Genomic DNA, 15,353 nt, shown 5'->3' with positions numbered 1-15,353 from the left:
CCCCATGTCCAAAAAGTCCCGTTCTAAACTCTGGTTTCTGGTGCACAGCTGGTTGACGCTGCCTATCTGGTTCTTTGTGTTGATTGTCTGTGTGACCGGTACCCTGGCGGTGGTCAGCCAGGAAATTGTGTGGCTGGCTACCCCCGAGGCCCGTGCCACTCAGCCGTCGGATGACGCGCCACTGCTGACTTATGAGCAAGTGCTCAGCGCCATTCACAAGGCCGAACCGACACTGGCCGTGCAGTCGATCAGCCGTCCGGACGAGTCGCATTTTGCCCTGGTAGCCGATGTGGTGTACCCGGACGGCCGCTCGCCAGCGCTGTATATCAACCCTTACACCGGGGCAATTCAGGGTGAAAGCCCAAGCTTCGACTTCAAGGCCTTTACCCGCGCCCTGCACGGCTGGTGGCTGGTGCCCTTTACCAATGGCTACAGTTGGGGCTGGTATCTGGTGTCATTCCTCGGCTTGCCTTTGCTGGCATCGCTGGTTACCGGATTGGTGGTCTACAAGAAGTTCTGGAAAGGTTTTTTCAAACCCAACCTGCGCTTCAAGCACGGTGCGCGGATTTTCTGGGGCGATTTCCATCGTCTGTGCGGCATCTGGTCGATCTGGTTTATCGCGGTAATTTCTATCACCGGCCTGTGGTTCCTGATTCAGGCCTTTATGTTCGATAACCAGATTTCCATTTCAACCGCAGGTAACCCGCCCGTTGTGGCGCGCCAGGATGTGCCGATCATGCCGGACGGCAAACCCGCGCCGCAGATCAGCCTCGATCAGGCAGTCAAGATTGCCGCCGAAAACATCCCGGGGCTGGAAGCGAGCTTTGTCAGCCTGCCAAGCAATGCCTACGGCCATATCGAAGTCGGCGGTCCCGGCTGGTATCCGTTGTTGTTCCAGACCGCCGAGATCAACCCCTACAACGGTGCAATTGAAGGCTCGCGGATGATCGCCGACCGCTCCGGGCTGGAGTTGGTCACCGAGTCGATGCGCCCGCTGCACACCGGTGATTTTGGCGGATTGTGGGTCAAGCTGATCTGGTTCTTCTTCGGTTTGATCCTGAGCATGATGGTCTTGAGCGGCTTGCTGATCTGGACCAAGCGCACCGCCCTGGCCACCGCCAACGCCCTCAAACGCAGTGAAAAACCCAAGCGCGCGCCAAAAACCCAGACCGTTACGGCGCATAGCCCACAGCCCGAAGAGGTCAATGTATGAGCAAGGCAGTGGCTGCACAGCCAGCGTCCAGCCTGAGCAGGCTGTGGCACAAATGGCGCTTTCACATAAACATCCTGCTATTGCTGGTGCCGCTGGGCTTTATGCCCAAGTACTTTGCCGATGCTTCGCTGTTTCGTGGTGACAGCGGCTTGGGCGAGCGAGACATCGGCACCGTGCAGGTCGGCCCCTGGAGCCTGCAACTGGCCGAGTTGCGCAACGAGGCCCCACGCCCCGACGGCCCGGCCGGGTACATGAAGAGCTTTAACGCGGCCCTGTGCGACACCTGTATCGATCAGGTCAAGGCCGCCTATCTGCGTATCGGCAAGCCGCGCAGTCTGCGCGCCGCCGGGGTGATTTTTTTCGGCACGCCGTACCGCATGGGCGCCACCTTGCCAATCCCTGAGCGCACCAAGGCCGACGCAGAACTGTGGATCACCCTTGAAGGGTGGGACGGTTCCATGCATCAGGCATCCATTCCCCTGAGTCAGGCATCACCGGCAACCGTGGCCTGGCTGACCAAACAAGGAGGCAAGCCATGAGTTCGCGCCTGTTTAAACAACCTGCCTTGGCGGCAGGACTGTTTGCATTGATCGGTTTTTGCGGTCAGGCACTGGCCCACAACCCGATGTGTGAGTGCAAGGCTGTCGAAGACGGGCAAATCCGTTGCACCGGCGGGTTTTCCGATGGCAGCGGCGCACCAGGGGTGACCCTGGACGTCATCGGCTACGACGAAACCATCCTGGTGCCCGGCAAGCTGGGAGCGGACTCGACCATGACCTTCAAACGCCCGGATTCTGAGTTTTATGTGCTGTTCGACGCAGGCCCCGGTCATATCGTTGAGATTGACCAAGCCGATATCGAGGTCCCATGAGTACTCAAGTCGTGCGCCCGGCCGGGGCCGGGCATGAAACCCTGTATGTGTTGCTGTTGTGCCTGCTGATTCTGACGGTGGCCGGTTCCGTGGTGGCCTGGCGTCATGAATCCCAGGAAGTGACCTCGGTGGCCACCCATCAACTGGATGCGCGACGCGACCTGACCGCGGCCGAGCAAGGCATCTACGCCGACTTGCGGGTCACCCTGGACGAGATCCAGTTGCTGCGCGAAGAGTCCAGCACCCTGCCCCAACCAACACAACTGGCCGAAGAAGGCTTCGCACCCTTCGCCAGCGATGCCAGCTCAGTCAGCCGTGGCAACCATGCCTGGCAGTTGCTGGGCCAGCAGGCGTATCTGGGAGTGAGCCCTAACCCCGAAGTGGCGGGCTCGTTTTTGATGCGTATCGCGGATCAACCGGACATCTGGCTCAACCGCCAACATGCCGTCAGCCCACCCGTTGATCTGAGCGATGCGGCCCTGAACCAGAGTGGCTGGCAGCAAGTGATCGCGCAATTCGATGCTGGAGTGACTCGTCAGCATCGGCACTGAACCCACCGCTTGACCTGAGAGAAGACTGCTCGCCATGTCGATTTCATCTGTTGTGCGTCGCCGCACCTTGTTGCTGGCCGCCCTGTTTGCCGCTTGCCTGTCACCACTGGTGCATGCCGACACCCCGACACCGCTGGCCAAGCCGTTGCGCATCGGTATCACCTTGCACCCTTACTACAGCTACGTGGCCAATATTGTCGGCGACAAGGCCGAAGTGGTGCCGCTGATTCCTGCAGGCTTCAACCCCCACGCCTATGAGCCACGCGCCGAGGACATCAAGCGCATCGGCACTCTGGATGTGATCGTGCTCAATGGCGTCGGCCATGATGACTTTGCCGACCGCATGATCGAGGCCAGCGAAAAGCCGGATATCCCGGTGATTGAGGCCAACCGCAATGTTCCGCTGCTGGCCGCCACCGGCAACGCGGCACGTGGCGCGGGCAAGGTGGTCAACCCGCACACCTTTCTGTCGATCAGCGCCTCGATTGCTCAGGTCAACAACATTGCCCGCGAACTGGGCAAGCTGGACCCGGCCAACGCCAAGACCTACACCGCCAATGCCCGCGCCTACGGCAAGCGCTTGCGCCAAATGCGCGCCGATGCCTTGGCCAAGTTGACCCAGGCACCCAACGCCGACCTGCGCGTAGCCACGGTACACGCAGCTTACGACTACCTGCTGCGTGAATTCGGCCTGGAAGTCACCGCAGTGGTTGAACCGGCCCACGGCATCGAACCGAGCCCCAGCCAGCTGAAAAAAACCATCGACCAACTGCGCGAACTGGACGTGAAGGTGATCTTCTCCGAGATGGACTTCCCTTCCACTTATGTCGAGACCATCCAGCGCGAGTCCGGGGTCAAGTTGTACCCGCTGTCACATATTTCCTATGGCGACTACAGCGCCGACAAGTACGAAAAAGAAATGACCGGCAACCTCAATACCGTGGTCAGGGCAATTCAGGAGGCCGGCGCATGACTGCTGCTGAACGATTGTCAGTAAAGGTCTGCGGCCCCGGCGTAGAGTTTGATCAGGTTTCGCTGACCCTGGGCCGCACGCCCATTCTGGATCACGTCAGCTTCAGCATCCGCCCCGGCAGCGTGCATGCGCTGGTCGGGCCTAATGGCGGCGGTAAAAGCTCGCTGATCAAGACGCTGCTGGGGCAAATGCCCCATCAGGGTCGACTGTGCCTGAACTGGCCCGGCGAACCTGGGCTGATCGGCTATGTGCCGCAAGCGCTGGAATTCGATCGCGGGCTGCCGATGACCGTGGATGATTTTATGGCCGCCATGTGTCAGCGCCGCCCTGCTTTTATGGGCCTGTCGCGCAAGGTGGCCCCGGCCATCGGCGAAGCGCTGGAGCGGGTTGGCATGCAGGACAAACGCAAGCGGCGCATGGGCGCACTGTCCGGTGGCGAACGCCAGCGTGTGCTGCTGGCTCAGGGTTTGATCCCGGCACCGCAATTGCTGGTGCTGGATGAGCCCATGTCGGCGCTGGACGAGGCCGGGGCGCGGGTATTCGAACGCTTGCTGACCGACTGGCGCCAGGCCGGGGTCACTGTGGTCTGGATCGAGCACGATCTGGCAGCCGTCAAGCGGTTGGCCGAACGCGTTACCGGGCTCAACCGTCAGGTACTGTTCGACGGCCCGCCTGAGCAGACCCTGAGTCCCGAGCGTTTGCTGACGCTGTTCTCAACCCATCCCAAGGCTCACGGGAGCGCCCTTTAATGAGTTACGAAGCGTTCCGTTTGATGGTTCAGGGCTGGGCTTCTGCGGGCTATTTGCCCGAAGTGCTGGCTTACGGTTTTGTGGTCAATGCCCTGCTCGCAGGGCTGCTGATTGGCCCGGTGCTGGGCGGGTTGGGCACGCTGGTGGTGGTCAAGCGTTTTGCGTTTTTCTCTGAAGCCGTGGGCCACGCCGCACTGACCGGCGTAGCTATCGGCATCCTGCTGGGTGAACCCTACACCGGGCCTTATGGCAGCCTCTTCGGCTATTGCTTGCTGTTCGGGATCTCGCTCAATTACCTGCGCAACCGTACCGGGCTGGCACCGGATACGTTAATCGGGGTTTTTCTGTCGGTGTCATTGGCCCTGGGTGCCAGCCTGCTGCTGATTCTGGCGGGCAAGATCAACGTGCATATCCTCGAAAACGTACTGTTCGGCTCGGTGTTGACGGTCAACGGCAACGACTTGCTGGTGCTGGCGGTGGTCGGTGCGCTGGTACTGGGCCTCAGTTTGCCGATGTACAACCGCATCATGCTGGCCAGTTTCAATCCACAACTGGCCGCGGTCCGCGGGGTTGCGGTGAAGTCACTGGATTACCTGTTTGTAATTCTGGTAACGCTGATCACCGTGGCGGCAGTCAAGGTCATCGGTGCAATTCTGGTCGGCGCGCTGCTGGTGATTCCAGCAGCGGCGGCACGTTTGCTCAGCCAGTCACTGAAGGGCTTTTTCTGGATTTCGGTGTTGATCGCAACAGTCAGCACCTTGTGCGGCATCCTGCTGCCCATTGTGTTTGACCTGCCGATTCCGTCCGGCGCCGCAATCATTCTGATGGCCGGTATCGCCTTCGCTCTTGCCGCCATCGCCCGGGGCGTAGTCCCCAGCCTGAAAGGGAATATTGGATAAATGTTCACTCTGCGCAAACTCTCGCTGGCCCTGGCCATCACCGGGCTTCTCGGCACTTCAGTACTGGCCGCCGATTCAGCAACGCAACCGGTACGCATCCTCGCCAGCCTGCCGATCACTTACGGGCTGGGCGAGTTACTGCTCAAGGACAGCAACGTGACTCTGGAGCGCGCAGCAGCCGCCAACCTGCCCGGCAGCCGGCAAAGCGCCTACTTCAGTGGCCGCGGCGCTCCGGCCTTGCATAAGCTGGCCACAAACGCAGACGCGGTGATTGGTCTGCGCTCGGTCTGGAGTGACGACCCGCTGTACCCGATGGCGCGGCGCAGCAATATCCGCATTGTTGAAGTGGACGCGGCGCGCCCCGTGGACGGCAGCCTGCCGGGGATTGCCGTGCAGCCAGGCGCGCACATCGATGGCCTGAACAGCCAGCCCTGGCTGACCAGTAACAATATGGGGCGCATGGCAGATGTAATCGCCGCCGATCTGGTACGCCTGGCGCCGCAAGCCAAGGGCACAATCGAAACCAATCTAGCGACCCTCAAACAGCGCCTGCTCAAACTCAGTGCTGACAGCGAAGCGCAGTTGGCCAAGGCTGACAACTTGAGTGTGGTCAGCTTGTCGGACCGGCTGGATTATCTGATTGGCGGGTTGAATCTGGAACGGGTCGAGGTGGATCACAAAGGTGATGAGCGCTGGACGCCCGAGTCACTGCAAGCACTGACTCAAACCCTCAAGGACAATGACGTGGCCCTGGTGCTGGACCATCGTGAACCGGCTGCGCCAGTGAAGGCAGCGATTGCCGAAGGTGGCAGTGAACTGGTGGTGATCGGTGCTGAAGGCGCCGATCCGGTGGCTGAATTGCAGGGCAATATCGACGCTATCGTCAAGGTTCTGAACAAGAGCCAAGGGTAATATCGATCTTTATGAGAACCACAAAAAGCCAACCGAGTGTTGGCTTTTTTCTCTGTGATTGTCAGTGCGTCGTTACTGCATCCATTTTCTGACGCAGGCTCAAGGGCCGCATATCGGTCCAGACTTCTTCGATATAGGCCAGGCATTCAGGCTTGAGGCCACTTTTGCCCACGGCGCGCCAACCTTCGGGAATGGCCTTGTAATCGGGCCAGATCGAATATTGGTCTTCGTGGTTAACCACCACTTGGAAGAGGATGTCATCGCGGTCAAATACTGAACTCATGTCCGGGTCTCCGTGCAGTTAAGGAATACAAGAAACAAACGATTGGTCGCGGCCCGGAATTACAAACGGGTGATGGCTGCCGCCATGGCATTGCCGAAAATGGCCGCCACTTGATCGATTTCAGCGGCGGTGATGATCAACGGAGGCAAGAAGCGCACCACGGCGCCCTGACGTCCGCCCAGCTCCAGAATCAATCCGCGCTTGAGGCATTCGCGTTGCACCAATGGCGCCAGGCGCCCAAAGGCCGGTGGATGGCCCTGCGCATCAAGCTTGCCAGCCGGGTCAACCAGTTCCACACCCAGCATCAGCCCGCGCCCGCGAATATCGCCCAACTGCGCGAAGTCACGCTGCAGGATGTGCAGGTGTTCGCTCAGGCGCTCACCCATGGCCGTCGCGTGAGCAGCAACGTTGTGCTCCTGCAGGTAGCGCATCACCGCCGAGCCTGCGGCCATCGCCATCTGGTTGCCACGGAAGGTCCCGGCATGGGCACCCGGCAACCAGGTGTCGAGCCATTCGCGGTACACCACGACGGCCAGCGGCAAGCTGCCGCCGATGGCTTTGGACAACACCACGACATCGGGAACAATGCCTGCATGCTCAAAGGCAAACATCTTGCCGGTGCGGGCAAAGCCGCTCTGGATTTCATCGACGATCAGCGCCACACCAGCCTGTTCGGTGATGCGCCGCAAACCGCGCAACCAGTCAAGGTCGGCCGGAATCACGCCGCCCTCGCCCTGCACCACTTCAACAATCACCGCAGCCGGTAACTGCACCCCGGCTTCGGGGTCGGCGAAGAGGTTTTCCAGATAGTGCAAATTGGCCTGCACCCCCGCCTTGCCGCCCAACCCGAACGGGCAACGGTAATCGTAGGGGTACGGCATGAACTGCACGCCGTTGCCGAGCAAGGCAGCCAAGGGCTTTTTCGGCCCCAAGCTGCCCATCAGGCTCAGCGCGCCCTGGCTCATGCCGTGATAAGCGCCCGAAAACGAGATCACGGTATTGCGCCCAGTGGCGGTGCGCACCAGTTTCAAGGCGGCTTCTACCGCATCGGTGCCGGTGGGGCCGCAAAACTGGATTTTCGCTTCACAGGCCAAGGCTGGCGGCAGCAGACCGAACAGGTCCTGGACAAACTGGTCTTTGACCGGGGTGGTCAGGTCGAGGGTATGCAGCGGCAACTCATCGGCCAGCACCTGTTGAATGGCGGCAATGACCACCGGGTGGTTGTGCCCCAGCGCAAGGGTCCCCGCACCCGCCAGGCAGTCGATAAAACGGCGGCCTTCGACGTCTTCGACATACAGACCCCTGGCCCGCTTCAGGGCCAGGGGAATGCGTCGAGGGTAACTGCGGGCATTGGACTCCTGACGGCTCTGTCGGGCCAGCAGCGCTGACTCTTCAAACTCGTAAAGTGCCTGGGGCTGTTGTTCGACAAGACTGATAGCAACTGACATTTCTGGGACCCTCAATACGCAGATGAGATTGACCAAAACTTCCTGCCTTGGAAACGCATCAGCGCAGTGAGGATTTACATCGAAAGCGGATTAATCTGCCTCACAGGCCAGGTTCGCCACCTCCAGTTTGTTGCGGCGCACCAAGCGATACCCCACGGCCAACAGCACAAACCAGACCGGCACCAGGTACAACGCCTGACGGGTATCGGTTTCCAGGGCCAGCAATACAAGGATAAACACGAAGAAGGTCAGGCAGACCCAGACCATGAACTTGCCACCAGGCATTTTGTATTTCGAGGCACGGTGCAGGTGATCGCGTTTCTTGCGATACGCCAGGTAGGACAGCAGGATCATGGTCCAGACAAACATGAACAAGGTCGCCGAGACCGTGGTGATCAGGGTGAACGCCTCCATCAGGTTCGGCACTACGTAAATCACCAGCGCCCCCGCCAGCAGACAGATACAGGAGAAGATCAGGCCATTGGAGGGCACTGCGCGCCGGGACAGGTTCTTGAACTTGCTCGGAGCGTCACCATCCATCGCCAATCCGAACAGCATGCGGCTGGTTGAGAACACGCCGCTGTTGGCCGAAGACGCCGCAGAGGTCAGCACCACAAAGTTGATGATGCCAGCGGCGGCGGGCAAGCCTGCGAGCATGAAGAGCTCAACGAAGGGGCTCTTGTCAGCCACCACATCGCGCCACGGGGTAACGGCCAGGATCGCAATCAGCGCGAACACGTAGAACATGATGATGCGCAACGGAATCGAGTTGATCGCCCGTGGCAGGTTACGTTCCGGGTTTTTGGTTTCTGCGGCGGTAGTGCCCACCAGCTCAATGCCGACAAAGGCAAAGACTGCAATCTGGAAACCGGCGAAGAAGCCCATCACCCCGTGGGGAAACATCCCGCCGTCATTCCACAGGTTGGTCAGCGATGCCGAGTTGCCGGTCGGGGACTGGAAAGCGGTGGTCACCATATAGAGCCCAGTACAGACCAGCGCGCAAATGGCCACGATCTTGATCATGGCAAACCAGAACTCCAGCTCGCCGAACATTTTCACCGTGATCAGGTTCAGCGACAGCAACAGCGCCACGCAACCGATTGCCGGGAGCCACAGCGGGATATCAGGGAACCAGAAGTGGGTATAACCGGAGATGGCAATCACATCGGCGATGCCGGTCACGATCCAGCAAAACCAGTAGGTCCACCCGGTAAAGTAACCGGCCATGGGACCCAGCAGGTCGGCCGCGAAATCGATAAAGGACTTGTACTTGAGGTTGGATAACAGCAGCTCGCCCATGGCGCGCATCACGAAAAACAGCATAAAACCAATGATCATGTAGACAAAAATGATCGAGGGGCCTGCCAGGCTGATGGTCTTGCCCGAGCCCATGAACAGACCCGTACCGATGGCACCGCCAATGGCGATCAGCTGTATATGGCGATTGGAAAGGCTGCGCTTGAGTTCTGGTTCTTCTGTGACAGGTCGGTGATTTTGCATGAATCATCCTTTTATTGTTCTTGTACGGGGTCCTTAAACCAGACAAACATCATGCTCATCCGGTGCGGATCAAGGACAGCAGCACGTTCTGTGCCAGTCCCGTACAAGCGATCAAGTGGGCCGTTTATGCGCCGTGGAGTCTGTTTAACTGGAATGGAATCACTCCACAAAAAGCCTTCTGTGGGTGGTTCAATAGAGCGCGGTTACTGTAGACCATGACCCAACTGAAGCTGTAACGAAATCAGTCCACTGGAGCGTATTCGCACCGGCTGCCGCATCGGGAACAGGTGGGAGCAGGCTTGCCCTGCTCCCACAGGGTCAGGCAACTGTGCCTTTCAACGGCATCCGCAACTCAACCCGCAAGCCATCGGGCTGGCTGTCGAAGATCAGTTCGCAGCCGCAGCGCTCGACTATCGCCTGCACAATTGCCAAGCCCAGACCACAGCCATTGCTGTTGCCATTGCGCCAGAAACGCTGGGTCATATGCTGCAGGGTTTCAGGAGGAATGCCGGGGCCGTGGTCGCGCACCACGAAGCGTACCTGCGGACCTTCAACGGCAACCGTCAACTCGACCTGAGTGCCCGCCGGGGTATGGCGCAAGGCGTTGTCCAGCAGGTTGCGCAGCGCAGCAATGGCCAATACCGACGGGACCTCAAGCGCCGTGGCCGGCAAGTCTTCCGGCAGGTGCAAACGGATGCACTCATCAGCGTCACCGGCCGCATCATGGATCGCCAGGCGCGCCACTTGCTCGGCCGAACAATTGACCCCGTCGTCAAACGACAGGCTGCCTTCAACCCGCGCCAGCAGCAGTAATTGTTCGAGGGTACGGTGCAAACGGTCGGCGCCGGCCTCGGCATGGGCCAGTGACTGTTCGCGGGCTTCGCCATCGGTCATGCGCGCTACTTGCAGGTGGGTTTTGATCGCGGTCAGGGGGCTGCGCAGTTCGTGGGCGGCATCACCGGTGAGCCGTCGCTCGCGCTCAATAGCCTTGGCGATGCGCGCAAACAGCTGGTTCTGCGAATCGAGCAATGGCTTCAGTTCGCTGGGCAGTGGCGCGATTTGCAGCGGTTGCAATGAGTCGGCATCACGGCGCATCAAGGCATCGCGCATCCGGTTGAGCGGCGCCAGGCCCTGGCCGATGCCCAGCCACAGCAGCAGCAAACAGACCATCAGCGCCATGCCCACAGGCACCGATGCGGCTAACAATACCGAAAGGTTCAAGGCCTCGCGTTCGATCTGACGGTCAGCTGTGGTGATACGCAGATCACCACGATCCAGGGTAAAGGTGCGCCAGGCGGCGCCGTCGATGATCTGGTCGTGGAAACCCGCCGCTTGCGACTGCATCGGCTGGTCCGGATTATTGTGGCTGCGGGCCAGAATCTCACCGCGCAGCGAACTGACCTGGCAAGCCATGCCGCCGGGAATGGTCAGTTTTTCGGCACTGAAATGGGTACCCGCGCCTTTTACCGGCAATTGCGGCAATTGCTCCAGTAACCCTGCGACCATGCGCGCCGAAGCCACCAGGCGCTGATCGAGGGAAAACATCATTTGCTGACGCAAATCGCTGAGCATCCAGGCCGCAGCCAGGGCCCAGACCAGAACAAACGCCGAGCCAATGGTCAGGCTCAAGCGCAGGCGCAGGCTCATCATGCCTCGGACTCTGCGCCATCGGCATGGCCCAGGCGATACCCCAGGCCACGCACGGTTTCAACAATACCGTTGCCCAATTTACGCCGCAGGTGATGGATATGTACGTTCAGGGCATTACTCTCCAGTTCGTCGCCAAAGCCGTAGATGCTGTCCTTCAGTTGCTCACTGGACAGCACCCGCCCGCGGTTATGCAGCAAGGCTTGCAGCAGCGCCTGCTCGCGGCGGGACAAGTCGACCGGTTGGCCCGCGAGCAGAGTCACGCGACTGCTCGGGTCGTAGCTCAAGGGCCCATGTTCGATCAGGTTGACGCTGCGCCCTGCCACTCTGCGCAGCAACGTGTGCAGGCGGGCAGCGAGTTCGCGCAGGTCAAAAGGCTTGAGCAGGTAATCATCGGCACCGGCTTGCAGACCGTCGACACGGTCGGTCACCGAGTCGCGGGCAGTCAGAATCAGCACGGGCAACTCCAGCCCCTGCTGACGCAACTGTTGCAACAGTTTGAGGCCATCTTCGTCGGGCAGACCCAGATCAAGCACCATCACATCGAACTCGGCGGCCTTGAGCATCGCCCGCGCCGCACTGGCCGTACCCACATGCTCGACCGTCAGGCCCTGGGCCGTCAGCCCGGCCTTGATGCCGCTGGCGATCAGTTCGTCGTCTTCGCAAACCAGTACATGCATGCTGATACCCGCGTAAATGAGCCAATTAAAAGGTCATGGGATTAAGGGCCGATTATGCCGTGTACACCGCGATATGCATCGGTTAATGATCGGTTAATCGCAGGAACACACTGTAGCGGTACTTGAACTTGCCCAAGGCTTTATCCATGCGTTTGCTGCTGTCCTTGCTATTGATGTGTTTGGTCGGTGTGGCCCAGGCCCAGACCGCGAACAATCCATTCGCACAGCCCGACTTTCTGCCGGTCAACAAGGCCTTTGTATTCAGTGCCGAGCCATTGCCCTCAGGTGAAACCCGCCTGCAGTGGAAAATAGCCGACACCTACTATCTGTATCAAAAACGTTTCAAATTTGACGGGCTGGACCCAGCAAAAAACCCTGTATTGCCGCAAGGGCTGGAACACAGCGACGAGTTTTTTGGCGCCACCCAGGTCTACCGCGATAGCGTTGCGATAGTCATCCCGGCAGGCGCCAGCGGTCAGGTCAAGGTCAGTTGGCAAGGCTGCGCCGATGCGGGGCTGTGCTACCCGCCGCAAAGCCAGACGGTTGACTTGGGCGGTGCACAGCCAATGGCCGCACAAGATCAGGCACAGGACCAGTCACTGGCCGCGAGTTTGCAGCAGCGCTCGCTGGGCTGGAGTTTGCTGCTGTTCTTCGGCCTCGGGCTGCTGCTGGCCTTTACCCCTTGCTCTCTGCCAATGTTGCCGATTCTGGCCGGGCTGGTCGTGGGCAGTGGTGCCACTGCCGGACGCGGTTTCGCCGTGGCCGGCAGCTATGTGATCAGCATGGCGCTGGTGTATGCCGGGCTGGGCGTATTGGCGGCCCTGCTGGGCGCCAACTTGCAGGCGTTGCTGCAACAACCCTGGCTGCTGGGCAGTTTTGCGGCATTGTTTGTGGTGCTGGCACTGCCGATGTTCGGTTTTTTTGAACTGCAATTGCCCGCTGGCTTGCGTGACCGCCTGGAAAGCGCCGGGCGTGGGCGCAAGGGCGGCAGCCTGATCGGCGCGGGTATTCTTGGCGCCCTGTCCGGCTTGCTGGTTGGGCCCTGCATGACGGCGCCACTGGCCGGTGCCTTGCTGTATATCGCGCAAAGCGGCAATGCGCTTGAAGGTGGCCTGGTGCTGTTTGTGATGGGCCTGGGGATCGGCGTGCCGCTGTTGCTGCTGGTTACCGTGGGCAGCCGCTTCCTGCCCAAGCCCGGCGCCTGGATGAACCTGATGAAAGGCCTGTTTGGCTTTCTGTTCCTGGGCACCGCGTTGCTGCTGGTCCGCCCGGTACTCGATGAGTCCTTGTGGATCGGTCTGTGGGGTGTCCTGCTGATCATTCTGGGATGCAGCCTGTGGCAGCAGGCGCAGACATTTCTGCGCGCCAAAGCGCTGTTCAATCCACTAAGCCTGCTGGCCGGTTTGTGGGGCTGTCTGTTACTGGTGGGTGCTGCCGGTGGCAGCACCGAGCTGTGGCAACCCTTGCAGGTGTATACCGCAAAAACAGTGGCGGGCAGCAGTTCCGCAAGCACTGCCCACGACGCCTTTATCACCATCAAGGACCCCACCAGTCTGGACCGTGAACTGGCCAGCGCCAAGGCTGACGGGCAGTGGGTCATGCTCGATTACTACGCCGACTGGTGCGTATCGTGCAAGGTTATGGAAAAGCAGGTATTCGCTAAACCCCAAGTGATGGATGCCTTACAAGGCGTGCGCCTGTTGCGTCTTGACGTGACCGCCGATAATGTCGCCAGCCGCGAGCTGCTCAGCCGCTATCAGGTACCGGGCCCGCCCAGCTTTGTCTGGATCGGCCCCAATGGCGTTGAGCGTCGCGGGCAACGTATCACTGGCGAAGTCAACGCCCAGACCTTTTTGAATAACTGGAACGCCACCCGGGAACTCCTATAAATGCTTACCCTGACCATCGGTTCGTTTGCGCTGGCCATCAACCACTTGCTGCTGATCCTGGCCCTTGCCCTGGCGACACTGGTGGGTTGGCGCGTAGCCAAACGCGGTGGCGAAAACCCCGAGTCCGTATTGTTCACCTTGTTTTTGCTGGGTTTGCTGACCGCGCGCATCGGTTTTGTCCTCAGCTACTGGCGCTATTTCAAGGACGACCCGCTGCAGGTCCTCGATTTGCGCGACGGCGGGTTTTTGCTATGGCCGGGGCTGGCGGCGGTACTGGTCGGTGCGGTCATTTTCAGCTGGCGCCGCGTCGGGTTGCGCCGCCCATTGGGCTGGGGACTGGGTAGCGGGCTGGCGTTCTGGCTGCTGGCCAGTCTTTCGTCCAGCCTTTACGAACAGGGCACGCGCCTGCCGGAGTTGGTGTTGCGTAACGCCAACGGCGAATCAGTGCAGTTGAGCAGCTATCAGGGCGGCCCGCTGGTGATCAACCTGTGGGCCACCTGGTGCCCGCCTTGCCGACGCGAAATGCCGGTACTGCAAAACGCCCAGCATCAGCATCAGAACGTGACCTTCCTGTTCGTCAATCAGGGCGAAAGCATGCAGAGCGTCAGCACCTTTCTTGAAACCCAGGGCCTGAACCTGAGCAACGTGCTGTTCGACAGCGGCGGCCAACTGGCACAAAAAGTCGGCTCAATGGCACTGCCGACTACCCTGTTCTATAACGCTGAAGGCCGTCTGCTGGGCAGTCATCTGGGCGAGCTGTCGCAAGCCAGTCTGGCCCGGGCCATGGAGCCCTTCAATCTGAACAATTCAATGTCGGCCCAACAGGCCGACCCTGCAAGGAATCAGCAAAAATGTTTAACCGCAAACTGCTAACCCTGAGCATGACCGCCCTGCTGGGCGCGGCGCTCTTGCAATCCCCTGTGTTGCAGGCCGAAGAGTTACCACCGGCAATCAAGAAGATTGAAGCCAAGGGCGCAAAGATCATCGGCAGCTTTGACGCTCCCGGCGGTTTGCGTGGTTATGCCGCCCAGTACCAGAACCGTGGCATGGCGCTGTACCTGACCAAGGACGGCAACGTGCTGGTGGGCAATTTGTATGACGCCGACGGCAAGGACCTGAGCCTGGCCCCGCTGCAAAAGCTGGTGTACGAGCCGATGGCCAAGCAGGTCTGGACAGAGATGGAAAAGAGCAACTGGATTGCCGATGGCAAAAAGGATGCACCGCGCACCGTTTACCTGTTCAGCGACCCGAACTGCCCGTACTGCAACATGTTCTGGGAGCAGGCTCGTCCTTGGGTCGACTCGGGCAAAGTGCAATTGCGCCACATCATGGTAGGGATCATCCGCGAAGACAGCCCGGCCAAATCTGCCGCCCTGCTGGGTGCCAAGGACCCGCAGCAAGCCCTGCACGAGCATGAGAAAGCCGGCAAGGCCAGCACCCTCAAGCCATTGAGCAAAATCCCGGCGGACATCCAGGCCAAACTGGATGCCAACGCGAAGTTGATGGAAGAACTGGATGTTGCCGCGACTCCGGCGATTTTCTATCTGGACGAACAAGGCAACTTGCAACAACAGCAAGGTGCTCCGTCGCCAGAAAAACTGGTGCAGATTCTGGGGCCAAAGTAGGCGACAGGCGCCAGGGGTTATTTGCGATGCTGAGACGCGGCAGCTCAGATTCACCGTGGCGCTAACAACGCGATCAAGCCCACTCCTGCATTGACTGCGGGAGCGGGCTTCAC

Annotated in this window: 16 protein-coding genes; 11 read left to right on the top strand and 5 right to left on the bottom strand. The window is 60.0% G+C overall.

Features of this window, described 5'->3' with window-relative positions:
• Positions 1 to 4 precede the first annotated feature (4 nt).
• Genes U5A05_RS08830 through U5A05_RS08795 form a run of 8 tightly spaced genes read left to right on the top strand, consistent with a single transcriptional unit; the run spans position 5 to position 6,168 of the window.
• Positions 5 to 1,213 carry a PepSY-associated TM helix domain-containing protein gene (locus U5A05_RS08830; RefSeq protein WP_261741746.1) on the top strand — a complete coding sequence of 403 codons (1,209 nt, stop codon included), beginning with the start codon at positions 5 to 7 and terminating at the stop codon, positions 1,211 to 1,213.
• The gene (locus U5A05_RS08825) at positions 1,210 to 1,752 is read left to right on the top strand and encodes a thiamine pyrophosphate-binding protein (RefSeq protein ID WP_321836130.1); all 543 of its coding nucleotides are present in this window, start codon (positions 1,210 to 1,212) and stop codon (positions 1,750 to 1,752) included. The genes U5A05_RS08830 and U5A05_RS08825 overlap by 4 nt, the downstream gene beginning before the upstream one ends.
• Positions 1,749 to 2,084 (top strand): hypothetical protein, encoded by a 336-nt coding sequence (locus U5A05_RS08820; protein WP_321836129.1) that lies wholly within the window; start codon positions 1,749 to 1,751, stop codon positions 2,082 to 2,084. Before U5A05_RS08825 ends, U5A05_RS08820 begins: the two co-directional genes overlap by 4 nt.
• The gene (locus U5A05_RS08815) at positions 2,081 to 2,635 is read left to right on the top strand and encodes a DUF6162 family protein (protein WP_321836128.1); all 555 of its coding nucleotides are present in this window, start codon (positions 2,081 to 2,083) and stop codon (positions 2,633 to 2,635) included. The genes U5A05_RS08820 and U5A05_RS08815 overlap by 4 nt, the downstream gene beginning before the upstream one ends.
• A 34-nt stretch (positions 2,636 to 2,669) precedes the next feature.
• A complete protein-coding gene (locus tag U5A05_RS08810; RefSeq protein ID WP_261741742.1) occupies positions 2,670 to 3,608 on the top strand; it encodes a metal ABC transporter substrate-binding protein in 939 nt (312 codons plus the stop codon).
• Positions 3,605 to 4,357, top strand: a complete 753-nt coding sequence (locus tag U5A05_RS08805) for a metal ABC transporter ATP-binding protein (protein ID WP_321836127.1) — start codon at positions 3,605 to 3,607, stop codon at positions 4,355 to 4,357. Before U5A05_RS08810 ends, U5A05_RS08805 begins: the two co-directional genes overlap by 4 nt.
• Positions 4,357 to 5,256 carry a metal ABC transporter permease gene (locus U5A05_RS08800; protein WP_321836126.1) on the top strand — a complete coding sequence of 300 codons (900 nt, stop codon included), beginning with the start codon at positions 4,357 to 4,359 and terminating at the stop codon, positions 5,254 to 5,256. The genes U5A05_RS08805 and U5A05_RS08800 overlap by 1 nt, the downstream gene beginning before the upstream one ends.
• Positions 5,257 to 6,168, top strand: a complete 912-nt coding sequence (locus tag U5A05_RS08795) for a metal ABC transporter solute-binding protein, Zn/Mn family (RefSeq protein WP_321836125.1) — start codon at positions 5,257 to 5,259, stop codon at positions 6,166 to 6,168.
• Between the two features lie 61 nt (positions 6,169 to 6,229).
• On the opposite strand, the gene U5A05_RS08790 is transcribed toward U5A05_RS08795, so the two are convergent.
• The 5 genes from U5A05_RS08790 to U5A05_RS08770 all read right to left on the bottom strand — a co-directional run bounded on the left by U5A05_RS08790 (position 6,230) and on the right by U5A05_RS08770 (position 11,726).
• Positions 6,230 to 6,451, bottom strand: coding sequence for an MbtH family protein (locus tag U5A05_RS08790; protein ID WP_261741739.1), 222 nt, complete (start codon positions 6,449 to 6,451; stop codon positions 6,230 to 6,232).
• A 59-nt stretch (positions 6,452 to 6,510) separates the two neighbouring features.
• Positions 6,511 to 7,899, bottom strand: coding sequence for an aspartate aminotransferase family protein (locus U5A05_RS08785; protein ID WP_261741738.1), 1,389 nt, complete (start codon positions 7,897 to 7,899; stop codon positions 6,511 to 6,513).
• A 90-nt stretch (positions 7,900 to 7,989) separates the two neighbouring features.
• Positions 7,990 to 9,399: a D-serine/D-alanine/glycine transporter gene (cycA, locus tag U5A05_RS08780; protein ID WP_261741737.1), complete on the bottom strand. Its 1,410-nt coding sequence runs from the start codon at positions 9,397 to 9,399 to the stop codon at positions 7,990 to 7,992.
• A 318-nt stretch (positions 9,400 to 9,717) separates the two neighbouring features.
• Positions 9,718 to 11,046: an ATP-binding protein gene (locus U5A05_RS08775; RefSeq protein WP_261742403.1), complete on the bottom strand. Its 1,329-nt coding sequence runs from the start codon at positions 11,044 to 11,046 to the stop codon at positions 9,718 to 9,720.
• Entirely contained in the window at positions 11,046 to 11,726 is a 681-nt protein-coding gene (locus tag U5A05_RS08770; protein ID WP_261741736.1) for a response regulator, read from the bottom strand. The genes U5A05_RS08775 and U5A05_RS08770 overlap by 1 nt, the downstream gene beginning before the upstream one ends.
• 146 nt (positions 11,727 to 11,872) lie before the next feature.
• On the opposite strand from U5A05_RS08770, the gene dsbD reads away from it, so the two are divergent.
• From dsbD to dsbG, 3 genes are read left to right on the top strand one after another with little or no spacing between them, the layout of a single operon-like run.
• Positions 11,873 to 13,615: a protein-disulfide reductase DsbD gene (dsbD, locus tag U5A05_RS08765; RefSeq protein ID WP_321836124.1), complete on the top strand. Its 1,743-nt coding sequence runs from the start codon at positions 11,873 to 11,875 to the stop codon at positions 13,613 to 13,615.
• Positions 13,616 to 14,488: a TlpA disulfide reductase family protein gene (locus U5A05_RS08760; RefSeq protein ID WP_321836123.1), complete on the top strand. Its 873-nt coding sequence runs from the start codon at positions 13,616 to 13,618 to the stop codon at positions 14,486 to 14,488. It abuts the gene before it with no gap.
• Positions 14,467 to 15,240 carry a thiol:disulfide interchange protein DsbG gene (dsbG, locus tag U5A05_RS08755; RefSeq protein ID WP_321836122.1) on the top strand — a complete coding sequence of 258 codons (774 nt, stop codon included), beginning with the start codon at positions 14,467 to 14,469 and terminating at the stop codon, positions 15,238 to 15,240. Before U5A05_RS08760 ends, dsbG begins: the two co-directional genes overlap by 22 nt.
• Positions 15,241 to 15,353 lie beyond the last annotated feature (113 nt).

It is taken from the genome of Pseudomonas kulmbachensis (genome assembly GCF_963681935.1).
Classification (GTDB): Bacteria; Pseudomonadota; Gammaproteobacteria; order Pseudomonadales; family Pseudomonadaceae; genus Aquipseudomonas; species Aquipseudomonas kulmbachensis.
Note: the sequence above shows the minus strand (reverse complement) of the source record. Positions and strands in the feature narration are given on the sequence as shown.